Raw genomic sequence first — 25,653 nt, 5'->3', positions numbered from 1 at the left:
CTAAAATTATGAAGCAACTCGTAAACAAACTAAAAGGAGATAGAGTAATATGGTCATTCGTGGCTTTATTAGCGCTGTTTTCGTTTATGCCAGTTTTTAGTGCGAGTAGTAATTTGGCTTATATCGGTCATGGTACCGGAAATACATTAGGTTATTTAGTAAAACATTTGGCTCATATCTGTATCGGTTTCATGATTATTTATTGGGTACATAAAGTTCCGTATCATTATTTCAGAGCGATTTCAAAAATTGCATTGCCTGTAGTTTGGATTTTGTTGTTGTATACGTTGCTAAAAGGAACTGTAATTGCGGGAGCAAATGCAAGTCGTTGGATTCAGGTTCCTTTTATTGGAATCACGTTTCAGACTTCGACCTTGGCTTCTATAGTATTGTTTATATATGTGGCTCGTTATTTGTCTAAAACCAAAGAAGAGAACGAACCTTTTCAAACCTCGTTAGTAGAGCTTTGGATTCCGGTTTTTATCACATTGGCATTGATTTTACCAGCCAACTTTTCGACCACAGCGTTGATTTTTGCAATGGTAATGATGTTAACCTTTATTGGAAAATATCCGATGAAATACATAGCCTTTATCATAGGGTCAGGTATTGCAATGTTGATGTTTTTTCTTTTACTGGCAAAAGCATTTCCGGAATCAAGATTCTTTAGCAGGGTAGGAACATGGGGAAGTCGTATTGAGAATTTTACAACAGACAAACCGGACGAAGACGATTATCAGATAGAAAAAGCAAAAATTGCAATTGCCTCAGGGAGATTAGGAGGTTTAGGTCCCGGGAAAAGTGTTCAGAAGAACTTTTTACCACAATCCTCTTCCGATTTTATTTACGCGATCGTAGTAGAAGAATACGGACTTGTAGGCGGAGTAGCTATTTTGGTTTTGTACTTATTGTTGTTGTTCCGATTTGTAATAGCATCCCACAAAGCCAATACATTATTTGGAAAATTAGTAGTAGTCGGTCTCGGTTTTCCGATGATATTTCAGGCCATGATTAATATGGCGGTTGCCGTAGAGCTGTTGCCCGTAACAGGACAAACATTACCACTGATAAGTAGTGGAGGTAGTTCGATTTGGATGACCTGCTTTTCTCTCGGAATTATAATTAGTGTAACTAAAAAAGACGAAGAAATTGTTGAAGAGCAAAAAGAAAAAGAAAGAAGAAAAGAAGCACTTCAGCGATTAATAGATAAAGAACTGGGAGAAGATGATTTGGTTCGTAATGAAAGCGAAAACAAAGAAACCTACCAATTAGAAGAGCAAATGTATTCGATTGAAGATAATTCTAAAAATCCAATGAATGCAGTATTAAATAAATAAACTAAAACAGAATAGTTTTTAAAACGGTATAACTTTTTAAAAATATGACAAAGTATAAATTCATACTAAGCGGTGGAGGAACAGGAGGACACATTTATCCTGCGATTGCGATTGCGAACGAATTAAAGTTGCAATTTCCTGATGCTGAATTTCTTTTTGTAGGCGCCAAAGATAAAATGGAAATGCAAAAAGTACCACAAGCTGGTTATGAAATAAAAGGACTTTGGATTGCTGGTTTACAAAGAAAGTTAACATTGCAAAACATGATGTTTCCTTTAAAACTAGCCACGAGTTTATTAGAATCCAGAAAAATCATAAAACAATTCAAGCCCAATGTAGTTATTGGAACTGGTGGTTTTGCCAGTGGTCCTTTATTGCAGGCAGCAGGAGCAGCAGGAATACCAACCGTTATTCAGGAGCAAAACTCATTTCCGGGAATTACCAATAAATTATTGAGTAAAAAAGCCAATGCTATTTGTGTGGCCTATGAAAATTTAGGACGCTTTTTCCCAAAAGAAAAAATAGTTTTGACAGGAAATCCGGTACGTCAGGATTTAATTGATATCGATAGTAAAAGAGAAGAAGCGATTGCTTTTTACGGATTAGATACTACAAAGAAAACGCTTTTAATCCTGGGCGGAAGTTTAGGAGCAAGAAGAGTAAATCAATTAATAGAAAAAGAATTAAAAAATATCTTGTCGCAAGATGTTCAGGTAATCTGGCAATGCGGAAAATTATATTTTGAAGAGTATAAAAAACACAATCAGCTGAATGTAAAAGTGGTTGATTTTATTGAAAGAATGGATTTTGTGTACGCTGCGGCAGATGTAATCATTTCGCGTGCAGGAGCATCATCAGTTTCGGAATTATGTATTGTTGGAAAACCTGTAATTTTTATTCCGTCGCCAAATGTTGCCGAAGACCATCAAACAAAAAATGCACAGGCAATTGTAGATGAAAAGGGAGCTATTTTGTTGAAAGAGTCAGAATTAGACAGTCAGTTTGCTATTGTTTTTGAATCGCTATTAAAAGACGAAGGAAAACAGAAGCAATTGAGTGAGAATATTAAAAAACTGGCCATGCCCAATGCGACAAAAGTGATAGTCACAGAAATTAAAAAGTTGTTATAATGTAACTTTTTACGAAAATTATACAACACAAGACAACTGACAGAACGTTATTTTTAGACGTTTTGAGTTATTAAAATAAGAAAATTACAAAGGCTTAATTACTAGTTTTTTATAAAATAAAGTAACCCGTAAATAGCTCAAAAAATAAAATTAAAATGAATTTAAATCAAATACAAAACGTTTATTTCATAGGTATTGGAGGCATAGGTATGAGTGCTCTGGCCCGCTATTTTAAATATATCGGGAAACAGGTATCGGGTTATGATAAGACGCCATCAATGCTAACGACGGAATTAATTGAAAGTGGTATTGATATTCATTTTGAAGACAATATAAATTTAATTCCAAAAGATTATTTTGTAGAAAATACATTGGTCATTTTTACACCAGCTGTACCTATGACACACTCAGAATGGAATTACTTTATCGAAAGACATTACGAAGTAAAAAAGCGTGCTGAAGTACTGGGAATAATCACAAAAGATACGTTTTCGTTTGCTGTTGCAGGAACACATGGTAAAACAACCACATCGAGTATTTTAGGTCATATTTTATATGAAAGTGGAGCCGATGTTACTGCTTTTGTGGGTGGAATTGTAGAGAATTACAATTCAAACTTAATTGGTAACGGAAAAACAGTAACCGTTGTTGAAGCAGATGAATTTGATCGTTCGTTTTTGCATTTACATCCCAATATTGCCTGTATAACTTCAATGGATGCAGATCATTTGGATATTTATGGAACAAGTGATGCAATTGAAGCTTCATTTGTAGAATTTGCTTCGAAAGTAGTAGATAAGTCTAAGCTTTTTATAACAAAAGAGTTGCCTTTGGAAGGTGTTCAATGTGCTGTAAATGAGGACGCTGTGTATAAAGCTTTCAACATTAGAATAGAAGACGGAAGCTATATTTTTGATGTACAGACGCCAACAGAAATCATGAAAGATTTACACTTTGGATTGCCTGGGAAACATAATTTAATGAACGGGTTAATGGCTATTGCAATGGCCAAAACCTACGGAACATCTACAGCGGCAATTGCAAAAGCAATTGCTTCTTTTAACGGAATCAGAAGACGTTTTTCGTATCAGATAAAATCAGATAAGTTAGTTTATATAGATGATTACGCACATCATCCAACAGAAATAAATGCGGTACATCAGGCAGTTCGTGAGTTGTATCCGAATCGTAAAGTATTGGCAATTTTTCAGCCGCACTTGTTTAGCAGAACAAGAGATTTTGCGGATGGATTTGCTGAAAGTTTGTCAAATTTTGATGAAGTGTTTTTGATGGATATCTACCCGGCACGTGAATTGCCAATGGAAGGAGTAACATCAGAATGGTTGTTAGAAAAAATGACAAATTCGAACAAAAGAATTGTTGCAAAAAATGATTTATTAGCGTCTATCCAAGCCAGTGATGCGCCAATAATTGTAACAATAGGAGCTGGTGATATTGGTGAAATGGTTCCGTCAATCAAAAAAATGCTAAATGAAACTATTTAATTGGACAAACATTCGATTAATTCTCATTTTTGGGCTTGTACTTTTCTTGTATTCGTTCGCTCAGCATCGAAATGGGGATAGAAAATTAAAGAAATCTACCGTAGTTTTTGTAGGAGAAAATACGTTGTTTATTAAGCCTGAGACAGTTAATAAATTGTTGATAGAAAATAAAAAAAATGCTTCTAGTATCCGAAAAGATGAAGTAGATTTGAACAAAATTGAGAAAACCCTTGACACGCAAGACATGATTGAAAAATCAGACGTTTTTGTAAGTATCGACGGTGTTCTAAAAGCGGTAGTAAAACAGAAGACACCAATAGCGAGAGTTTATGATGGTGTTAACTCTTTTTATATTGACTATGAAGGAAATAAAATGCCTTTATCAGACAATTTTACCGCGAGAGTTCCTATGGTTTCAGGAACAATAAATAAAAAAAATAACGAAGAATTAGCTACCCTATTTCGCACAATTTATGACGATGCGTTTTTGAAAAAAAACATCATTGCAATCCAAATTATGCCTAATGGTAGCTTAAAATTGTTTAATAGAAACTATAATTACTTCATTGATTTTGGCAGAACAATGAATGTAGATACAAAATTTAGAAACTATAAAGCGTTTTTTCAAAAAGCAGTTTTAGATAGTTCGTTATATAAATACAGTAAGATTGATCTTAGGTTTACGGAACAAGTAGTTTGCACAAAATAGTAGAAAATGGAAAAAGATAACATTGCAGTAGGTCTAGATATTGGAACGACAAAGATAGTTGCCATGATAGGCAAGAAGAACGAGTATGGTAAGCTTGAAATTTTGGGTATTGGGAAATCCAAAAGTTTAGGTGTTGCCAGAGGTGTTGTAAACAACATTACGCAAACTATTCAATCCATTCAGCAAGCTATACTTGAAGCAGAAAACAATTCAGGTTATAAAATAAAAGATGTGGTGGTGGGTATTGCCGGACAGCACATCAGAAGTATTCAGCATACAGATTACATCAGCCGAAGCAATCCGGAAGAAGTAATTGGAGAGAATGATATTCAGCTTTTAATAGATCAGGTAAACAAATTAGCCATGTTACCTGGAGAAGAAATAATTCACGTATTGCCGCAAGAATTTAAAATTGATGGACAATCTGAAATAAAAGAGCCAATCGGAATGTACGGCGGAAGATTAGAATCTAGTTTTCACGTTGTAGTTGGACAAGCATCATCGATCAGAAATGTAGGAAGATGTATTCAAAGTTCAGGAATCGAATTATCTGGTCTGACTTTAGAACCTTTAGCTTCTGCTGATGCTGTTTTAAGTCAGGAAGAAAAAGAAGCCGGAGTAGCGCTTATTGATATTGGAGGCGGAACAACAGATTTAGCCATTTTTAAAGATGGAATCATTCGTCATACAGCTGTAATTCCTTTTGGAGGAAATGTAATTACAGAAGATATTAAAGAAGGATGTTCGATTATAGAAAAGCAGGCAGAATTGCTTAAAATTAAATTTGGTTCAGCCTGGCCAGGAGAAAATAAAGACAACGAAATTGTTTCTATTCCTGGATTAAGAGGAAGAGAGCCAAAAGAGATTTCGCTTAAAAACTTATCTAAAATTATTCATGCCCGTGTGGTAGAAATTGTAGAGCAGGTTTTTGCTGAAATTAAAGCGTATGGACACGAAGACCCACGCAAGAAACTGATTGCAGGAATTGTGCTTACAGGTGGTGGAGCTCAGCTAAAACATATTAAACAATTAGTAGAGTACATTACCGGAATGGATACCAGAATAGGATATCCGAATGAGCATTTAGCAGGAAATTCGAGCGAAGAAATTTCAAGTCCGTTATTTGCAACTGCAGTAGGTTTGGTAATGAACAGTATCGAAAACAGTACGCAAAGTGCTGTTAGAATGGAACTTGTAAATGAACAGCCGAGAGTAGTATACAGAAATGTTCCTCCACAGGCAGAACAACCTGTAAGAGCCAAATACGAAGTTGAAGAAAACTACGTTGAAAGAGTAGAAACTGTTGAACAACTAAGAGATAACGGTAGTAATTTGGTTAAAGAAGAATCTACAGAAACAAAAATTAGAAGATCGTTTTTTGATCGTTATGTCGATAAAATCAAAGATTTCCTTGACAACGCAGAATAAATCGATAGAAAAAATAGAGTAATAAAAGAGAAGGATTACTATTTGGCCCCAAGTCAAGAAGTAAAAAATGTATTTAATAAGAATTTCAAAACCAAAAAGATGATGAGCAACTCAGAATTTGGAAGTATTTCATTTGATTTACCAAAAAACCAATCAAATGTAATCAAAGTAATAGGTGTAGGTGGAGGTGGAAGTAACGCTATAAACCACATGTTCAAGCAAGGTATTAAAGGGGTAGATTTTATCGTTTGTAATACAGATTCACAAGCACTACAAAACAGTGCTGTACCAAATAAAATTCAATTAGGGGTAAACTTAACAGAAGGTCTTGGAGCAGGAGCAAATCCTGACGTAGGACAACAATCGGCTATTGAAAGTATCGCTGACATCGAAAAAATGTTAGATCGTGGTACTAAAATGGTGTTTATTACCGCTGGTATGGGTGGAGGAACAGGTACAGGTGCTGCTCCCGTAATCGCTCAGTTAGCAAAAGAAAGAGAGATTCTGACAGTAGGTATCGTTACCATTCCGTTTCAGTTTGAAGGGAAAGTACGTCAGGAACAAGCGCTTTTAGGAATCGAGAAATTGCGTAAGCAGGTAGATTCGCTAATTGTGATCAACAATAATAAATTAAGAGAAGTATACGGAAATCTTGGTTTTAAAGCAGGATTCTCGAAAGCGGATGAAGTTTTAGCAACAGCCTCAAGAGGTATTGCTGAAGTAATTACGCACCACTATACTCAAAATATCGATTTACGTGATGCTAAAACTGTTTTATCAAACAGTGGAACAGCGATCATGGGATCATCTGTTGCCGAAGGTGAAAACAGAGCAAAAGAAGCTATTGTTTCAGCTTTAGATTCTCCTTTGTTAAACGACAACAAAATTACAGGAGCCAAAAACGTATTGTTGCTTATCGTTTCTGGATCTAACGAAATTACATTGGATGAAATTGGAGAGATCAATGATCACATTCAGTTAGAAGCTGGTTTTAATGCTAATATTATCATGGGAGTTGGTGAAGACGAAACTCTTGGTGAAGCTATTGCCGTAACAATCATTGCAACTGGTTTTGATGTTGAACAACAAAATGAAATTGTAAATACAGAACCTAAGAGAATCATCCACACGTTAGAAGACGAGCAAAGAAGTGTTCATAATTTAACGAATAAACCGCTTACTTCATTTGACATAAACGCTGAAACGCCTGTTGCTAAAACAGAACCAAAAGTTGTTTTTGATTTAATGGAAGACACGGTTGCTCCAACATTACCTGTACAAAATCCTGTGACTGTTGCTCCGGTTGCTCCAACAATGAATCAGGACGAGTTAGTAGTAATGTCTGAGTTTATTAAAAACCTGGATGTAACTTTTGAAATCGTTTCGCCAATTACAGATATCGATTTTACAATTACAACACCTCAGGCACCAACTTTTCAAGAGCCGGTTCAGCCAAGAGTTTTTGAAAGAGAAGAACAAACGACTTTTTCATTCGATTTGCCTATTTTCAGAGCAGAACCGGAAGTTAAGAAAGAGCCAGTTGCAGAAGAGCCTAAGATTTTGTTTGAATTAACAAACGAAACACGCAATATAAAAGTTAACGATCCGGTACAATTTGTTCCGGTAACAGAAGTTTCAGACAAAGGTGTAATCAGATATTCGTTAGAAGAATACATGGAAGTTGAAAACGACTTGTTAACGTCTAAACCTGTTGAGAAAGTGGTAGAAGAAGTAATTCCTGAGGAATTAAACATTACCATGAAACCAAGAGTTGATTTTGCAAGCGAAGCAACTTACACAACTAAAGACACAATATCTCCGATGGAATTAACAATCGAAGAAACATTGCGTTTAAGAGCTGAGGAAAGAAGAAAAAAATTAAAAGAATTTAATTATAAATTCCATAATAATGTTTCGAGAATTGATGAGCTAGAAAAAGAACCAGCTTACAAAAGACTAGGTATCGATCTTTCAAGTAATCAGTCGAATACAACCAATTCAAGAATCTCTGTTGGTACAGATAGTAATAACGATTTACAATTGCGTTCAAATAATTCATTTTTGCACGATAACGTAGATTAATTTTACAATCATAATAATAGGATAACCCGAAAATTGGATTTAATTTTCGGGTTATTTTTTTTATCTTCGCACAGAATTTTAAATTTGACTTCTTTACTCGGTTTTAAAAGTTAATTTTGCTGTCCCGGCAATTGAAGACGAAGAATAGATTCTCAATCAATATATAAATTTATAAGCCTGGCTTATTCAAATAAAAAACTAAAATGAGTTTACAAACACAAATCATGGACGAGATAAAAACCGCCATGAGAGCAAAAGATACAGTAGCATTAGAAGCATTAAGAGCCATTAAATCTGAAATGTTATTGGCAGCTACAGCTTCTGGTTCTAAAGAAGAATTATCAGAAGACGAAGAAATCAAATTACTTCAAAGATTGGTTAAAACCCGAAAAGAAAGTGCCAGAATTTTTACTGAGCAAAATCGTCCGGACTTAGCTGAACCAGAATTAGCACAAATCGCTGTAATAGAGAAGTTTTTACCAGCACAATTAAGCGAAGAAGAAGTAGAAGCTGTGATTGCTAAAATCATTGCTGAAACAGGAGCTTCTGGAATTGCTTCTATGGGTAAAGTTATGGGATTAGCATCTGCTCAATTAGGTGGAACTGCTGAAGGAAAAACCATTTCTACAATAGTGAAGAAATTATTAGTATAATAATTTTAGATTTTAGAGTTCAGATTAATTTGAACTCTAAAATCTAAAATTAAATATAAGACCGCGTAGTTCAACTGGATAGAATATCAGATTTCGGCTCTGAGGGTTGGGGGTTCGAACCCCTCCGCGGTCACTATAAAAAAATGAAAGCCTGCAAAGTGTATATTTTGCAGGCTTTTTTATGGTTTTAAGTCTCTTCGATATTTTTTTATTTTTAACAGAGTCTCTCTGTTCAGTTGATTAAGCTTCTAAGTTGTATAAGGTCTTTTCTAATTTTTTAAATAAAATTTTATCTTTTGGATTTGTTTCGGGTAAATTACTAATGATTATACCAGCTGTTGTTATTCACATATTTTAATTTATTTATATTTTATTCTTCAACTTTATTTTCTTTGTTTTGTATTAAATTATATTGAACTTGCTTATAAAATTCCCAGTATTTCCCAATATTTTCATCATCTTCAAATTTTAAATTAGGATCTATTTGATAATTAGCAATGTGTTGTTTCTCATACCAATATTCGTAAAAATGGTCTAAAAAGCTAGCTGCATCTTCCTTGAACATAAATCGGTAAAGTCCTATTTCTAAGTTGTTTTTATCATTATAAGCATCTATGCCTTCATTCGTTAATAATCCTATTTTTTTAAAACATTTCAAAATAAAATAAAATGGTTTTATAGCGCCTTTCTTTGTAATGGAAAAGCCGTCATAACTCCATTCTGCTTTATCCCAAACTTGTTTTTGTTCTACACTTTTGCTCAGAAGTTCTCTTAATTCGGTGTATACAATTTCTTTTTCTATTGTTTCTATTTTTGAAATTAAATTACCTTGAATATCAATGTAATAGTCCTCCTTATTAAATTCGGCACGAGTAAGTTTGGCATCAAAATAGTCGCGACTTTCCAAGACCTTATTAAAATCAGAAATATGTTCAAATTTCGGTTCAAATTTTATTTCTCCAATAAGATTGATTAATGTCCATTTTTTACCAATTTTAGCTGGAAAAACTCCATTCCCAATCCATCTTACGTTATCAAATTTAAATTCAATAATTGTATGTCCTGATGTATTAATTAAACCGTATTTATCTCCTATCTTAGCTAAACAATGACCTTCGGTGAAAACACCTACGATCCTGTCATATAAATAATCGATTACAAGCTCATTGTTTTCGTTAATAAATCCATATTTGTTTTTAAGTTTAACAATCGCTCTATCTTCATAAAATACTGAAGTTATCTTATGCTTTGTTTTATAAATTTCTCCGCTTTTATTTATTAATAATTCTTTGTTTTTGATTTTTACTAATGAATAACCATTTTGAAAGTTATCCGCTTTATCATAATCAAATGGGATTACAATCTCATTTTTTTTATTTATAAACCCATATTTCTCATCTTTTTTTATTCTCGCAAGACCATTAGAAAATAAAGAATATTCAATTTCGGAAGTTGAAAAAATAAACGGAATGACTTCTTCTCCATTTTTGTCTAAAACTCCATGTTTCTTTAGTTTTTCATCATAACAAAAAGCAACATCATCAGAGTATCTATTAATTGTTAAATTTTTTTTGAAAGGAAATAGTATATCACCCTCTTTATTTATGATTGTAGAAGAGGTGTAATAATAAATTTCCCCATTATATTTAAAATGTATTTCTGACAGTTTATTTGAAACACGACAGACTTCATTTGAAAAATGGTCAGTATAATCAAATATAGGCTCGATGATTATTTCACCTTTTTCATTAATAAAACCCCATTTATCATTGCGTTTAATTGGATATAGCATAGTTCGTAAAATTCAAGTCAATAATTTATTTTTTTTGATTACAATATAGAATTATAGTTAAAAGTTTTTTTAAGCTTAGATTAAATATTTTCTAAAAGTTCATTAGATTTTTTAATTGATTACTTGTCTGAAAAACTATACATTTATTTTAAACAAATTGCCAAAGTTCTTTTGTATCTTTTAGTAGTAGCTTTTTTGTCTTTCATATGTAGTAAGTATGTTTTCCATTATGTTGTAAAATCCATCTTTATCAAAATCCTTTGGTTTTCTTTTTAAATTCTCATAATCGTTTATTCCTTCGAGAATTTTTTCTTTCAATAATTGATACTGTTGCTTTTCATCAAGATTTTTTATTTCTGAATAATCGAAGTGTTTGACTACAAGATAGTTTTTATATTTCGTTCCATATCTTTTATAGTTCTCTGTTTGTTTCATAAATGGTGCAAAGCCACCATTGAAGTCATATAGTTCAAAACCAAAGTCTATAGCAGTAATAGATTGACCGAATGTTTTGCCGGCAATCTCATTATTTATGAAATCCTGAATTTCGTTAAGATCAAAATAGATTTTATTTTTATCAACTTCGATTGTTTCAGTTCTTCGGAAAAGAAAACGGGTAGTATCAAAAAACTTGAGAATAGCTTGGTCTGTTTCAGCTTGACCTAGTAACAATGATTGGCTTTTTAAATATTCTTTATAGTCCGTAAACAAATATTCTGCATTAAAATCTTTTGGTAAAGGAACTCTTTGTTGTAAATATTTTACTAGAATTAAAGAAGCATTGAGAAGTAACCTCAATTTTTCGTCATCACTTACTTTGTCAAAGAGTTGTTTGTCAATATGAGCAGACAAGTGAGCACAACTATTATAAATACTATCAGCTTGTCTTCCAAAATTTATTTTTGGTTCAATATAGATGTCAAAACGAAAAAGCCCGATACCTAAACCATAATTTTTATCAGAAATAAAATCAAGAAATACTTTTATAGCTTTTTGTTCAATTGCAACAAATTCTTTTTCAAAAATATGTTGGTTGACTAAAAACCAACATCCATATTTCTGTTTATTGTCATTTTTCATTTTAGGACTTTTGGTTGTGTTTGTAGTTTTCGTCTTCTTGGTTTTTCTTAAAAAAGCTCACTTTTTTTAATTTTTGATTAAGGCTAATATATAACTTATTTCATTTCAATTTTATTATATGCCATCCATCGTTTTAGATTAGCAGTAAACCTTTTTAAATGATCTTCGTTTAGAAATATGTTTGTCCAATTATCAAATCTGTCGCATTGCATTGCTATATAATATGTCATAATGCCTAAACAAACAAAGGGTAAAATTCGTTGCTCTTCTTTACTAATCTTTATTATATTTTCATATCCTCTAAGAAATGCCTCCGCTTTTTCTTCGTAGTCTTTCTCATTCGGATTTGTTATGAATAATTGAAATAGAAAATAAGAAATATCCAAACATAACCATCCATTACCACAAAAATCAAAATCAAAAAATGTTACTTTATTTTCGTCGTTAAAATGTAAATTATCGAACCATACATCAAGATGAACCGCACCAGATCTAATTTGGTCGGTTTTTACATTTGCAAATTCATTTTCAATAAACTGAGCCATTTTTTTCAAAAAGACTATTTCATCAGTTTCTTTTTTAAAAAAATCTTGTGTTAGCTTTATCGAATTTACTAGCAGAACCTTCTCACTGTATGTTTCCCTGTTCAAAGCGAAATTTTCGGTTGATTTGTGCACTTCTGCTAAAGCTTGTCCGATAAAAAAACTTGTTTCCGCATTAAATCTTGCTGATTTCGCACCGTCAGCAAATGAAAACAACACACCAAATCTTTTCCCTTCAGGAGCATTTAATTCTTGGATATATTCATTTAGATTATCTGTAATTGGAAAAGAAACAGAAGTTTTATTTTCATGTAAGTGAAGTAAAAGTCTTAATTCTTCGGCTATTTCTATTTTTGTTCTCCAATTAAAAGTGTAGACACGGAAAATGTATTTTTTATCGCCATCAGTAACAATATAAACATGGTTCATGGCAGCTCTAAACAGTTTACATTCAGTTTGTTTACTTAAGCCGTATTTCTGTTGTATTAATTCTCCAAGTTTGGTAGCTGAAAGTATGGAACTTATTACACTAAAATGTTCTGTCATTTGGTTACTTTATTCAGGATTTTTGAAAGCATAAAATTAATGTTAATAGTTAATTAAAAATAATTTGATTGCAGATCATTTCTAAATATGTTCTTTAATTGATTACTTGTCTGAAAAACTGTACTTTTGTATTAGACACTAATAAGTAAGTAAAACATGTATTTTACGGCAATTAAATGTATCATACATACAGCTTACTTTTTTTATTTGTAATTATTATCTTTGAATTATGACGACATCAGCAAAATCAAACCACATAGGGCGAAAAATCAGCCGTATTCGTGAATTAAAAGACATGAAGCAGGAAGCATTGGCTTTGGCTATGGGAACAAACCAGCAAGCTATTTCTATTATTGAAAACAGTGATACTATAGATTATGAAAAATTGAAAGAGGTAGCAAGAGCGCTTGGTGTAAGTATTGAAGCAATTGAGAATTTTTCAGATGAAGCTGTGTTTAATATTATTAGTAATACAGTAAACAATCATGATAGTGCATCATCAAATTCAATTTTTCAATATCAGCCAACGTTTAACCCGCTTGATAAAGTAATAGAACTTTATGAGCGTTTGGTTCAAGTTGAAAAAGATAAGAATGTTTTTATGGAGAAATTATTGAAAGAGAAAAAAGAGTAAAATTTTATATATTTAGTAAGAAAGAGACTTTAAGGTCTCTTTTTTATTTTTAGATTGTTTCTGTAAAGAAATTGATGTTTGAATTGACTATAGCAATGGTTACGAAATTGAGAAGCTCCGCATATCGAGGTTTTTTAAACTCCATATTAGTGAGAAAAAAGTTGTAATTTTTTTATTGTATTATTCATTAAATAAAGTTTTTTCGATGAAATTTTTTAGATTGGTATTTTTAACTTTAGAAGGTAAAATGCTGATTTTTGGTTTAAAGATATCATTGCCAAAAATTGTCTCTTCATTTTGTCCTGGATAGATAAGTATTAATTCTTCAACTTTTGTTGATTTAGAATTAGTAATTCCAATATCAAGGATATAAGTATTTATACATTTTGGTAAATGTCTATCTTTAACTGTGTTTTCTGAGGAATATTTTGAGTCTAAAATGTAAAAGTATATATTATATTCTGTTTCTAATTTGATTATATAATCAGGTTTGTAGTACCCATTAGAAATTCGTTGTAATCCAATTTTGTTTTGTAAATTACCTATATAAGCGTCGTAATACAATGATATTTTGTAATTTGTAAATTGAAAATAAAATTCTTGAAATGTATTGTCGTCAAGTTTAGGGTTTTCCTTTTTAAAACTAATTGGATTTTTAAGTAATATAGAATTTATTAAAACGAAAAGATTAAATCTTTCATATAAAGTACTTAATTTTTTAATGTTTAGTAAATTTAGTTCTCCATCGAGATTGATTTTTATATCTCTTATCAATCTTATTTTATTATAAGCATCTGTATAGTGTCTTTTATTTGAAAATACAGGTGTTAACTTAGGAAAAGTATTTTTTGAATTTGCTTTGACAAATATATCTTTGTATTTTCTTTGTAAAGACTTAATTTTGCTTTCTATTTTATCTAGATCGTCTTTAAGCTTTAGAAAAGGTATTATTTTAAACTCATTGATACTGTAAAAATCTTTTTCGTAATATTGTTTTGTAGAAAGGTAACTTTTAATTTTGTTTTTTATTTTTGCTATTTCTAGAATAACATAGTCAAAAGTTCCAAGAATAATTTGATTTTCATATATATTGAAGTCGCTGAATTTTTCTTCAGTTAGAATTTTTTCGATTACACCGTAATTGTTTTTTATTGGTATTGAGTTTTTGTCATTTTTATATGAGTAATCTATATGCAATTCATCAAGGTTATTTATTAGCCAATCAATAGAATTATTAGAAATATCAGATGTTTCATAGTCTTTAATTATGTTTTTTGTTCTTAAAACATTATGAGGTAATGATTTAAAAACAAAAAAACTGTTTTTGAAAAAATTGTAGTAATCTTCGAAAATATTTACAAATTTTGAACTATAATCTAAATTTTGATTCTCCTTATCAAGTTTTGATTTTAAGGTGCTTTTTGAGAAAAAGTTGTCAAAAATAATAGGATCTTGGTTCCATAAATATAAAAGTATTTCTTCTAATTCTGGTACTTTTAATTTCTGAATTCTTACCTCAAAATTAAAAGTATGATCGCATATATTAATTTTTAAATATCCAAAATAATCTTCGAAAATTCTTTTTTTTTCTTTAGTTGAAATACTGTTTTCTGTGAAGGTAATTAATTTATTTTCGTAATCAAACACTTCATCTTCAATAAAAATAGTTTTACTTGTAATTGATCCAGTAAATTGAAATTTATATTGATATAATTCATAAACAACATATATCCCGTTCTCGGGATATACTTCGTGTGCGTTATGATATTGGTCTATTGAAAAAATTTTAAACATTTGATAAAGTTAAAAAGTAATTAAAACTGTCTTCATAAATCCCTTTTTCAGAACCGATGCTAATTATGTCTTCTAGAATTAATGTAGAAATTTCACATTTATTAGTTTTTAATTGTTCCTTTAAAGATTCTAATCTCTGCTTATTTTCGGAACCTTGTAGATTAATTAATGGTAATAATCTTTGTGCTACACAATAATCCAATGGTTTATTAACATCGGACATATATTTACTTGCCAAAGTTATATATCTTTTTATGGCAATTTCTACTCTTGGGCTGATGAAAATTTTCAATTTCTTGAACTCACTTTTAATTTCTTTATATCCTTTTTCTATTCGATCTTCTATTTTTAATTCAACTGAATTCGTATCTGTTAGTTCGAAAAAATCTATACATCTTTTATATGATAATTGAATGTTTTTAATTTTTGAACTAGATATATTGTTAAAAATTATATCTTCGGATTTGTTAAGTTGAATTATATTTATTCTATCTAAAACCCTTGGAGATAATTCCTCTGTTGTGTGGTCATAATTAATTGTGCCAATAAATCTTAAATTATTTGGAAATTTAATAGTTTCATTATGGCCAAGCTTAACTTCAAGCATACCTGTTGAATCTGTTAAATTATAAAATGATGACCAATAATGCTCTAATGGGCTTAAATTAGCTTCGTCAAGAATAATAAAGGACATAGGTGTTTTTAGATAAATCTCTTTATCCTTTGATTCTTCATTCATTTGTTTTGTTAGAGAATATATGTCCGTTGATGAAGAATGAAACCTTTTCGTTAATGGATTTACAAAACCAATAAAATCTTTTTGAGATGACCATCCCCTATTTACAGAAACTTCTCTTATTTTTCCCTCTGGAGTCAGAATATTAGTTAATATTCTTGCTAGTGTGGTTTTACCAGTTCCTGGAACACCAGCAAATATTGTTAAAGTATTTTGAAAAATAGATATTAAGAGATTATCTACAAAATGAGTTTCAAAATTTCGATTATGTTGTTTTAAAATAGATACTAATTCGTTTCTAAATTCACGATACTGATTCTGTTTATATTGGTCGTTTATTTTAAAATCTTGAGGGATAAAAGTATTGCTCTCTTGTTCGGATAAATCTCGTCCACTTATAAAATCAAAATGAACTTTTGATTTTATTAAATTTTGTAAGCTAATTTGAGCGTTTTTTTGTTCTTCTTTAAAATCTTCTTTTAAATTATCTATTTGAGTTTTTAATTCTGTTTTGTTTCTTTCATAGTAATCAATATCTTCTCTTGTTTTGGCTAAACTTTTTTCTAAATTTAGTTTATTTTGTTCTACTTCTTTTTCTAAATTATTTTTACGTGTTTCTAAAATTTCAATTTCTTTGTGAAATTCATTTTTTTGTTTTTCTAATTCTGCTGTTTTTGTTTCTTCTAAAATCGTGATTTCTGTTTGTAAATCTTTTTTTCGTGCAGTTATTTCTTCAAATTGTTGATTGTGTATAAATAATTCTTCTTCAATTTGCTTTTTTTCTTCTTTTATTTTTTTTACTTCTGGAATTAAATTTATTAAATCAATATTTCTAATAAGCATTTTTTTGCTTTCTTGAAGTAATTGTTCTAGGCGACTATTGTCATTTATTATTTTTTCTAACGATTTTAATTCGGATGATTTTGTAATTATTTTTTTTATATTTTCTAAAGAAATTTCATTAAAATATTCAGGATGGTTTGTTAATTCTTTTTCAAATTCATTTAATAATTCTTCATCACTAATAAAACGGTATTCTTTATGGTATATTAAACTTAAATTACTTGTTTCAATGTAAATTTTTCGAATTATTTCATTTGCTTTAAACTCTAAAAAAGACTTTTCATTAAATTTATATTCTCCAAAATTTTTAAAGGTGCTCTTTGCGATTTTAAACGAGTTTTCATTTACTTTTAATGCTGTGAAAGGACCAATAAGTTTATTTTCAAAAATCGCAAAAAAACAATTTTCACTTTCTACATAAACATTTTTTATTAATTCAAAAACGTTCGCTGAATTTGGAGTGAATAGAGAATCACCTTCATTTATATTACCTTCAAAGAATTCGATTATTTGATTTGTGTCAAAAGAATTAATGTTTGCATTGAAAGTTTTTACTTTTGGCATATTGGGATTTTCAGCTCCTAAATTTTCAATAATTGTTCCATAATCTATTTTTATCAACTGATTAATATAGAATCTGTTTAAAGATAGATCTTCGATGTTATGTGGGTTATTATATGGAGGTCTTGTTGCAAATAAGTTGTTCTCAAACTCATATTCGTCTAAGTCGATCAATTTATTGTTTTCAACAGCTATAATAGTTTTTATGTTAAACTCATATCTTTCATCTCTTACACATATTATGAATTTTTGTTCTGAAAATCTTTGATTTTTATAAGAAAAGATTTCATGCGATTCTGTTAAGCTTCCAACTTTCATATGTTCTTGCTGTTAATTTTGTTTATGATTAAATGTTTTTTATTGTGGATTGATTTAGTTCAGTAATATTAGAGGTATTTAATTATTTAAAAATATACAAAAGCAATTTTTAGCTTGAATAAATTAGGTTTTGCTCTTCTATCACCAAATAACATAAAAAACTTTATTATCCTATTACTGAAAACCGTAACAAGAAAATGATTTAAATAATTAGATGCAACGCGTAATTATACTGGTTTTTCATCAATAATGATTGATTTAGTTAAAGAGTATTTGTGTTCTAAGTTCAATTTTAAAGTGGTTTAATTGTGTTTTTATGATCGATTAACAACTATAAAGTTGTATTTTTGATAATAAACGATTACTTTTGTAGAGTTATTAAATTATAAATATGTCTCACAAAGCCACTGTAAAATCTTTTTTGCAAGAACTCAAGCAAATCATAAAGACGTGGGATATATTCTTTGTAAACAGACCCAAGAACAGTGTGCAGGATTTAGCAGATATTGGTATCACAGCTAATTCAAGAAAAGAAATAATCGCTCAGTTAGAAGTTGAGGATTATAGCGAAGGACCACTACCAGAAACACAATTCAATGGAAAGGAATTATGGATTTTTGGAAAAATTATTAAAAAACAAGAAGTTTACATCAAGTTAACGATATCAAGGACTACCAATAATGCGATTTGTATTTCATTTCACAAAGCAGAGCATTCTATGGAATTCCCGTATAAACAACAGACATAAAAATCATGAAAAGTCCAATTACAGGTAAGGAAATGACCTTGAAAACCAGCAAAAGCAGCGTGGTTTTTCGTAAAGAAGAGTTTGAATATTTACATTTAGCATATTATTGCCAAGACACTGACGAACAATTTACAACAACAGAACTTGATGAGTTAAATTTAAATCAGGTTTATAATCAGTATAGAAGTAAACATAATATTCTTTTTGCAGACGAGATTTTATGTATCAGAGAAAAATATGGATTATCTGCAAACAAGATGTCGCAAATACTTGGTTTTGGAGCAAACAGCTATAGAAATTATGAAAAAGGAGAAGTTCCGAGTATGGCAAATGCCAATTTAATACAAACTATATCGAATAATTCTAATGTTTTTAGAGATTTAGTTTTAAGAAGTTCTGATTTGGAAGAGCAGGAAAGGAATAAAGTATTGGTAAAAATTGATGCTGCAATAGATTTAGAAGATGAATCAAAGGATGAAAACAAATTTGTGAGTATGCTTTTTGGTAATATGCTTCCAGATGCTTTTTCAGGATATCGAAAACCAAACATTCATAAACTGTCTGAAATGGTTGTATATTTTACAGAAAAATTGCATCCGACAGTTACTATGATGAACAAGCTATTGTTTTATGCTGACTTTTTAAATTATAAAAAATCTGCTTATTCCATAAGTGGAGCAAGATATATGGCTCATAATTATGGACCTGTTCCAGTTCGATTTCATGGTATATTTGATTATATGACAAATAAAAAAATTGTCGAATTACAAACAGAAAATTTTGGTGAGTTTACGGGAGAAAAATTTATTCTTCCAGTCACTAAAAATTTTAATTCTGAATTGTTTAATGACATAGAATTAGAATCTTTAAAGGATGTTACAGCTAAGTTTAAAAATTGTAACGCCACCGATATTAAAGAGATTAGTCATGAAGAAAGAGCGTGGATTGAGAACGAAAAAGAGAAGAATAATATTAACTACAATTACGGATTTGATTTAATTCATGTCTAGAAGGTTATTTAATTACATTGTACAGTTAGGCAAGTAATCTATTAAATATGCTTTTTAAAATTCCGTAAGAATTAACGATTTTGTAGCAACGGATTTCAATCCGTTGATCGTATATTGATCACAACAAAAAGTTCCATAGGAACGATCCATTTCGCACGTTTTTTTTCGCGATTAACCCAAAATATGCCCCGATCCTATGGATCTATTTTTCTCTTTTTAATACATAAGACCGGATTAAAATCCGGTCCTACAATGTTTCCGAGCCTCTGGCTCTTTAGTGGTTTCGAATAAAGAAATCGATATTATATTTTAATGTAAATCGTAAATTCAGATTATGCACGCTTTTTAAAATTCCATAGGAATGAACCATTTTTAGCAACGGATTTTAATCCGTTGATTGTTATTGATTGCAATAAAAAGTTCCATAGGAACGATCGATTTTTTCTATTTTTTTATTTGAAATAATTGCACTAAACGGCTACTAATTACAATAGAATCTCGCAAGTCTAAATCAGAAAGCTTTGTTTCAGCAAGCTTAAAAAGAATAAACTTCTGCTGAAAATTGCAGATAACCATGATTATCTACAGGATTCCACATGGCCCATATACCAATTGGAAGTTCAAATCCCATAATGGGTATTTCTTTTGAAACGATTAGGCTTACTTCATTTAATCCGCTTTTGTGGGCAAAGAAATTGTTTTTTTCGCCGGCACTATTCAATGCAGAGGAATATCCTATTCTTCCTTTTACCTTTAGCGTTTCTTTTTCGTAAAGCAGATATTCTGCAGATGCAAAATAAGAATATTTGTTTTCCGTATTTTGTACGTTTCTGTCACGACCAAAAAGAACGGCATTCCAGCTAAGTGTTAAAGGAAAATTTTCAGATATTGTATAATTAGACCTGAAATCAAGGAAGCGTCCCGTTTCATTTGCATTATAGTTGAAAAATTCAGTATTGTTATACGTTGCAGCGGGTGAGAAATTATAAATATCCCATAGTTCAACGTTGAATCTTCCTTTTTTAAATCCTGCATAATTGTTGAATTCTTTGTAAACACCATCACCGCTTCCTCCGCCCCAGAAGCCACCATAGAAATATTTTCCGTCAAGGTGCAGATCCCCGGTAAAAACCAAACCTGAAGCAACTTCTATTCCGCGCCATAAATGACTATTTCTGGCTTGTAGTGAAGAATGAAAATCCTGACTGTAGGAGATATTCGAAAAAGTTATGAAAGCACCAAAAAGTAAAATGGGATTGCTTAATCTCAAAATTTTTGATAATAGGATATCTTGGCCGTCATGTAGTAACAATGACAGAGAATGTATAAATTTCATAAAAAAAATGGTCTTATAGAAGTACTAAAGTAATTTAAAGGATGATATCTTTTTTTCTTTGGTGAGATCCAAATAGTGCATACGACAGCATTACCAATTCGCATATAAAAGAAAGAATCCATGTCCATCTCCAGGCGCCAAATACATCGGCAAGAACGCCTTGTAACAATGTGAATACAGCACCGCCAAATACCGCAGAAACAAATATTCCTGAAGCCTTAGAAGTATATTTTCCCAAACCTTTTATGGAAAGAGAATAAATACAACTCCACATTGAAGAATGCAAAAGACCAATGGCAACCAAAAACCAGATGTTTTGAGTAATCATAGCAATTATTACAAAAATTGCAGCAATACTTGTAGTGGTAATTAATTGTTTTTTAGCCGAAATATGACTTAGAAAACTAGAAACCCCACGACCAACCATAAATCCGCCCCAATACAGTGTGGAGAGCAGCGCATGTATGCCGAGATCCATATTGCCGATGATAATTTTGGTTTTTCCGAAAAAGCTTACAGGATATCCCAATGCTTCCAGTTCAAAGGCATATAAATTTATATTGGCACCAATGGCTACTTCAGTACCTACATAAAAGAAAATAGCCATTACGCCTAATACAAAATGTCTAAAAGACCAGACACTTCGCTCCAGTTTTTCTCCTGAGGTATCACGAGTATTCTCAATATCCGGTATTTCCAGTTTTCTGGTCAGTAATAATACGGCTGCTATACAAAATATAAGAATAGCCAAAGGAGTCATAAGCTGTTTTATCTGGATGTTCTCGATAGAGACACCGCTAAAAATTACGAGTGTTACAAAAAATGGGGCAGAGGTGGTACCTATAGAATTGATTCCTGTGGTAATATTCAAACGCTGAACAGATTGCGTTCCCGGCAAATCATAAGAAGCTACATAAGGATTTACCACCACCTGAATTACTGCAGCAGAAGTTCCCATAATAAAAGAACCAATTAAAAAAATAAGAAAACTATAAGGAATAATGGCATCTCCAATCTCAAAATGAAAGTCGGGGAATTGATACCCCATCCATGAAGAACATAAATACAAAGTCAAGCCAGAGATAATAAAAAACATGCCTCGGATTATGGTATTCTTGTAACCATAAATATTAACCCATTTGCTTCCTAAAGATCCATTTAAAAGATATCCTAAGAAAAAGAAGAAAGAAATTGAGGTGGTAAGCGTATTTTTGTAACTTCCTGCTTCGGCTAAAAAAGTAAACTTTAATGGTGCCTGAAGTTGCTCATTTATTGTAGTAAGAAAACCTACAATGAAATAAATGAAAGTCACAATTGCAAAAGGTAAAATCTTGTTTTGTGGTTTGGTTGTCATAAAATACGGGTTTTAATAGATTAGTACGATTTTAGTCTACAATTGTCTTTATCGCTGATTTGATTCCTTTTTCTTTAATCATTTCTGTAAAATGAATGTAACCTTCAATAAATTGCTCTGAACTGCCAAGGCTGTAATTTTTAAATGGCGCAATATTTAAGAAATCAGTTGGATTATTGCTTTGAATCCATTTAGAGTCATCCGGAGTTAGCCAAGGTTCTGCAATATCGTAAGCCGCATTTTCAGAATCTGTTTTGTATTTTAAATAATGTCTGTAAGCAGCAAAAAGAAAAGTTACTCGTTTTAAATCTTTGCCATCTTTAATCATTTTAGAAAGATTTGGCATAATATAAACAGGGAATTTTGAAAAACCATCAAAACATAGTCTGCTCAATTGGTCGCTTACGCTTCGGTTTGCAAAACGTTCGATAAGTGTTTTTTTATACAATTCAAGATCGGTTCCTTTTGGTGCCGGTACATAAGGAGTAATATCAATATTCATAAAGTCCTGAACGAAGCGAATAATTAGCTGATCGTGCATAGCATCATCAACTTTTCGATATCCCATTAAAAATGACGGGTATGACAAAAGTGTATGAGAGGCATTAAGAAGACTTAATTTCATGTTTTCATATTGAGAAACATCCTCCGTAAATTCAACACCAACACGCTCCCAATTAGGTCTTCCGGCTATAAAATTATCCTCGATAACCCATTGTACAAAATCCTCACAATACACAGGAACAGCGTCAGTAGTAGTATTCTTTTTATTGAGCCATTCTACATTTTCAGGCAATGTAGCGGGAGTAATTCTGTCTACCATACTGTTTGGGAAACTTATGTTTGTTTTAGCCCAGTGTGCCAGATCTTTATTTTGGGCTTCAAAAAAACTCATAAATGCATTTTTGGCTGTATTGCCGTTATGTTGTAAATTATCGCAGGATAGAATCGTAAGACCTCCATTGCCTGAGGCGATTCGTTTGCGAAGACCCTGGGCAACAAAACCAAATACAGTTTTGGGAGTATCAGGATTTAAAACATCATGTTGAATATCTTCATTTTCAATATTAAAAGCATTACTATGTTTGTCTATATTATAACCACCTTCTGTAATAGTAAGCGTAATTATTTTTACATCAGCATCAGCAATTTTATCGCTAACTGCCCCAGGATTTTCTACGCCCCAGATAAGTTCAGTCAATGAACCAATTTTATAAGCTTCATCATGTCCATCACGTCCACAGATCGTTAATGTATATTCGCCATTCTGTTTTTTTAATTTTTCTACTAAAGAGGCATCAGAAGGTAATAAAGCTATTCCGCAAATACCCCATTGCTGCTGATCACTATTTTCAAGAATCAGGTTAGTATAGTACTGCTCATGTGCACGATGGAAATTACCAACTCCTATGTGTACAATTCCAGTCTTAATTTTCGTACGGTCATATTGATAACCAATTAAATTTGTCTCCATATTTATATGTTTTGATTCAACTATATCGTTGTAGAACGAGTGCAAAGTAGTACTAAAGTTAAATATAATGTTGCAGCAGTTGGTAAAATCAACCTGCAAACGTTTCTGCAAACGTTTGAAAAATCTGCAAACGTTTTAAATTTGGGTTAATTAATCAATTTTCTAACAGCTTTTTGGATTTATTCTGGAAAGCAAATTCAAACCTTAGTCTGTTATTTAAATAATTTTTTACAATCAACTTTGTTTTTTGTATGAATATCCTAAATTTGTTTATTCTCAAATATTTATGCTGTGAAACCTGTTACTATTAAAGACCTCGCTAAACATCTTTTATTGTCCTATTCAACGGTTTCAAGAGCATTGTCCGATGATAAAAATATTCGTAAAGAAACTCGTGAACGGGTAATCGAAGCGGCCAGGGAATTTGGGTATCAGCCAAATACAACTGCTCAGAATCTTAGGTTAGGCCGTTCCTACAGTATTGGAGTTATTGTACCGGAAATGATTACTCCTTTTGCATCACAAGTGCTGGAAGGAATTCAGGAAATACTGGGAACAAAAGGATATAAAGTAATTATTGCGCAATCCGATGAAAATCCTGAAACTGAAAAGAAGAATCTTTTGATGATGGAACAATTTCGGGTCGATGGACTTATTATTAGTTTAACACATCAAACCTATAACAACGAAATATTATTGCAATTACAGCATAACGGAATGCAAATGGTTTTTTATGATCGAATACCAAGCAATCTGGACGTTACAAAAGTAATTGTAAATGACTATGCCAAATCTTTGCTGATGGTAGAGCATCTTATTAGCAGTGGAAGAAAACAAATTGTACACATTCAGGGGCCGGATCATTTGCATAATGCAAAAGAGCGGGCAAGGGGATATAGTGATGCGCTTGCAAAATTTCAGATACAAAAAAAATCAGATTACATTATAAAGGCAGGTCTTACCTTTGAAGATGGTCGCCAGGCTGCAGAAGAATTGCTTAGAAAAAAGATCCCGTTTGATGGTGTTTTTGCTTTTACAGATACGCTCGCAATTGGTGTAATGAATTACCTGCGGGAACAAAATCTTAAAATACCCGAAGATGTAGCCATTGCAAGTTTTTCAGGAACAAAATTATCTACAATCGTTTATCCTCAGCTTACTACGGTGGAACAACCATTAAACGAAATGGGACGTGTGGCTGCCGAATTACTGCTGGAAAAAATAACAGATAATACTAAACCGGATAAGACTATAATACTAAGTGCTGAACTAAGATTTAGGGCTTCTACTAAACTATCTGAAAATCCAACAATTAAAGATCGAACAATCTAAATCAATTACTCTTAAGCATCTTAAAAACATATTCCTTGTAACTTGCTCCAATAGGTATTTCGATGGCGCCAATTTCAACATCGTAAGCGGTAAAAGCGGTAATGTTTTTTAGATTGATGATATAGGAGCGATGAATGCGCAGGAAATTTTTGTTCTGCAGTTCGATTTCGATATCACTAATTTTATACTTCGCATTCAGTTTTACTCCGTCTTTTTGGTGTACGATAATATAGTCTTTTACACTTTCGATGTACAAAATAGAATCTACATTGATCTTGTTGAATTTTGAGGCGTTTTTGATGTAAATAAAGTCTTCCTGCGATGGTGTAATGATTTTATTATTTACGGGACCACTTATTCTTAAATAACGATCCGTCGCTTTAAAGAAACGATCGAACGTTATAGGTTTTAAAAGATAATCTACAATTTCAAGTTCATAACTCTCCAGTGCGTATTCGCGATATGCCGTAGTAAAAATAACCGAAGGAGGATTTCGTAATGTCTTCAGGAAATCTATTCCTGTAATTTGAGGCATTTTAATATCGAGAAACATCAAATCAACAGCCGTTGTTCTTAAAACTTCTGCTGCCTTTAGCGCATTCGGACACGTACCCACCACTTCTAAGTAATCTAATTTACTAATGTGATTTTGTAGTAAGCTAATTGCCAAAGGTTCGTCATCGACTAATAAACACTTTATTTTCATCTG

20 protein-coding genes and 1 tRNA gene are annotated in these 25,653 nt (G+C 31.5%); 12 read left to right on the top strand and 9 right to left on the bottom strand.

Translation table 11 applies throughout. The annotated features are described in order from the left end of the window. Nucleotides 1-8 precede the first annotated feature (8 nt). The 8 genes from B0A66_RS00660 to B0A66_RS00625 all read left to right on the top strand — a co-directional run bounded on the left by B0A66_RS00660 (nucleotide 9) and on the right by B0A66_RS00625 (nucleotide 8,977). A complete protein-coding gene (locus tag B0A66_RS00660) occupies nucleotides 9-1,337 on the top strand; it encodes an FtsW/RodA/SpoVE family cell cycle protein (RefSeq protein WP_089047921.1) in 1,329 nt (442 codons plus the stop codon). A 44-nt stretch (nucleotides 1,338-1,381) separates the two neighbouring features. Beyond that, a complete protein-coding gene (gene murG / locus B0A66_RS00655; RefSeq protein WP_089047920.1) occupies nucleotides 1,382-2,467 on the top strand; it encodes an undecaprenyldiphospho-muramoylpentapeptide beta-N-acetylglucosaminyltransferase in 1,086 nt (361 codons plus the stop codon). A 155-nt stretch (nucleotides 2,468-2,622) separates the two neighbouring features. Continuing rightward, nucleotides 2,623-3,972, top strand: a complete 1,350-nt coding sequence (murC, locus tag B0A66_RS00650; RefSeq protein WP_089047919.1) for a UDP-N-acetylmuramate--L-alanine ligase — start codon at nucleotides 2,623-2,625, stop codon at nucleotides 3,970-3,972. Next, nucleotides 3,959-4,681, top strand: coding sequence for a cell division protein FtsQ/DivIB (locus B0A66_RS00645; RefSeq protein ID WP_089047918.1), 723 nt, complete (start codon nucleotides 3,959-3,961; stop codon nucleotides 4,679-4,681). The genes murC and B0A66_RS00645 overlap by 14 nt, the downstream gene beginning before the upstream one ends. A 6-nt stretch (nucleotides 4,682-4,687) precedes the next feature. After that, on the top strand, nucleotides 4,688-6,109 hold the full coding sequence (ftsA, locus tag B0A66_RS00640) for a cell division protein FtsA (RefSeq protein ID WP_089047917.1): 1,422 nt from the start codon (nucleotides 4,688-4,690) through the stop codon (nucleotides 6,107-6,109). Nucleotides 6,110-6,208: 99 nt separating this feature from the next. Next, nucleotides 6,209-8,191 (top strand): cell division protein FtsZ, encoded by a 1,983-nt coding sequence (gene ftsZ, locus B0A66_RS00635; RefSeq protein WP_089047916.1) that lies wholly within the window; start codon nucleotides 6,209-6,211, stop codon nucleotides 8,189-8,191. A 203-nt stretch (nucleotides 8,192-8,394) separates the two neighbouring features. After that, nucleotides 8,395-8,844 carry a GatB/YqeY domain-containing protein gene (locus B0A66_RS00630; RefSeq protein ID WP_089047915.1) on the top strand — a complete coding sequence of 150 codons (450 nt, stop codon included), beginning with the start codon at nucleotides 8,395-8,397 and terminating at the stop codon, nucleotides 8,842-8,844. A gap of 59 nt (nucleotides 8,845-8,903) precedes the next feature. After that, nucleotides 8,904-8,977, top strand: a tRNA-Arg gene (locus tag B0A66_RS00625). A gap of 237 nt (nucleotides 8,978-9,214) precedes the next feature. Here B0A66_RS00625 and B0A66_RS00620 read toward each other — a convergent pair. From B0A66_RS00620 to B0A66_RS00610, 3 genes are all read right to left on the bottom strand, one after another. Then, nucleotides 9,215-10,636, bottom strand: a complete 1,422-nt coding sequence (locus B0A66_RS00620) for a WG repeat-containing protein (protein WP_089047914.1) — start codon at nucleotides 10,634-10,636, stop codon at nucleotides 9,215-9,217. Nucleotides 10,637-10,816: 180 nt separating this feature from the next. Next, nucleotides 10,817-11,716, bottom strand: a complete 900-nt coding sequence (locus B0A66_RS00615) for a hypothetical protein (protein ID WP_089047913.1) — start codon at nucleotides 11,714-11,716, stop codon at nucleotides 10,817-10,819. A gap of 95 nt (nucleotides 11,717-11,811) precedes the next feature. Continuing rightward, nucleotides 11,812-12,804: a phosphotransferase gene (locus B0A66_RS00610; RefSeq protein ID WP_089047912.1), complete on the bottom strand. Its 993-nt coding sequence runs from the start codon at nucleotides 12,802-12,804 to the stop codon at nucleotides 11,812-11,814. Between the two features lie 229 nt (nucleotides 12,805-13,033). Here B0A66_RS00610 and B0A66_RS00605 point away from each other — a divergent pair, with 229 nt between their 5' ends. Further along, complete coding sequence (locus B0A66_RS00605; protein WP_089047911.1) at nucleotides 13,034-13,438, top strand: helix-turn-helix domain-containing protein; 405 nt, start codon at nucleotides 13,034-13,036, stop codon at nucleotides 13,436-13,438. Nucleotides 13,439-13,618: 180 nt separating this feature from the next. Here B0A66_RS00605 and B0A66_RS00600 read toward each other — a convergent pair whose 3' ends face one another. Next, a complete protein-coding gene (locus B0A66_RS00600; protein ID WP_089047910.1) occupies nucleotides 13,619-15,232 on the bottom strand; it encodes a hypothetical protein in 1,614 nt (537 codons plus the stop codon). Beyond that, complete coding sequence (locus tag B0A66_RS00595) at nucleotides 15,225-17,690, bottom strand: AAA family ATPase (protein ID WP_089047909.1); 2,466 nt, start codon at nucleotides 17,688-17,690, stop codon at nucleotides 15,225-15,227. Before B0A66_RS00595 ends, B0A66_RS00600 begins: the two co-directional genes overlap by 8 nt. Before the next feature lie 391 nt (nucleotides 17,691-18,081). Between B0A66_RS00595 and B0A66_RS00590 the strand changes: the two genes are divergently transcribed. Both B0A66_RS00590 and B0A66_RS00585 read left to right on the top strand, forming a co-directional pair. Then, nucleotides 18,082-18,438 (top strand): type II toxin-antitoxin system MqsR family toxin, encoded by a 357-nt coding sequence (locus B0A66_RS00590; RefSeq protein ID WP_089047908.1) that lies wholly within the window; start codon nucleotides 18,082-18,084, stop codon nucleotides 18,436-18,438. A 5-nt stretch (nucleotides 18,439-18,443) separates the two neighbouring features. Continuing rightward, nucleotides 18,444-19,448 carry a type II TA system antitoxin MqsA family protein gene (locus B0A66_RS00585; protein WP_089047907.1) on the top strand — a complete coding sequence of 335 codons (1,005 nt, stop codon included), beginning with the start codon at nucleotides 18,444-18,446 and terminating at the stop codon, nucleotides 19,446-19,448. A 535-nt stretch (nucleotides 19,449-19,983) separates the two neighbouring features. Here B0A66_RS00585 and B0A66_RS00580 read toward each other — a convergent pair. The 3 genes from B0A66_RS00580 to B0A66_RS00570 are packed head-to-tail and all read right to left on the bottom strand — an operon-like array spanning nucleotide 19,984 to nucleotide 23,612. Beyond that, nucleotides 19,984-20,784 (bottom strand): hypothetical protein, encoded by an 801-nt coding sequence (locus tag B0A66_RS00580; RefSeq protein ID WP_244283368.1) that lies wholly within the window; start codon nucleotides 20,782-20,784, stop codon nucleotides 19,984-19,986. Between the two features lie 34 nt (nucleotides 20,785-20,818). After that, the gene (locus tag B0A66_RS00575; RefSeq protein WP_089047906.1) at nucleotides 20,819-22,138 is read right to left on the bottom strand and encodes an MFS transporter; all 1,320 of its coding nucleotides are present in this window, start codon (nucleotides 22,136-22,138) and stop codon (nucleotides 20,819-20,821) included. Nucleotides 22,139-22,169: 31 nt separating this feature from the next. Beyond that, complete coding sequence (locus B0A66_RS00570) at nucleotides 22,170-23,612, bottom strand: mannitol dehydrogenase family protein (protein WP_089047905.1); 1,443 nt, start codon at nucleotides 23,610-23,612, stop codon at nucleotides 22,170-22,172. 291 nt (nucleotides 23,613-23,903) lie between these two features. Between B0A66_RS00570 and B0A66_RS00565 the strand changes: the two genes are divergently transcribed. Beyond that, nucleotides 23,904-24,944 carry a LacI family DNA-binding transcriptional regulator gene (locus tag B0A66_RS00565; protein ID WP_089047904.1) on the top strand — a complete coding sequence of 347 codons (1,041 nt, stop codon included), beginning with the start codon at nucleotides 23,904-23,906 and terminating at the stop codon, nucleotides 24,942-24,944. Between the two features lies 1 nt (nucleotide 24,945). On the opposite strand, the gene B0A66_RS00560 is transcribed toward B0A66_RS00565, so the two are convergent. Further along, nucleotides 24,946-25,650 carry a LytR/AlgR family response regulator transcription factor gene (locus B0A66_RS00560; protein ID WP_089047903.1) on the bottom strand — a complete coding sequence of 235 codons (705 nt, stop codon included), beginning with the start codon at nucleotides 25,648-25,650 and terminating at the stop codon, nucleotides 24,946-24,948. Nucleotides 25,651-25,653 lie beyond the last annotated feature (3 nt).

It is taken from the genome of Flavobacterium hercynium (assembly GCF_002217285.1).
Lineage (GTDB): Bacteria > Bacteroidota > Bacteroidia > Flavobacteriales > Flavobacteriaceae > Flavobacterium > Flavobacterium hercynium.
This window is presented reverse-complemented; position numbering and strand designations above follow the sequence as displayed.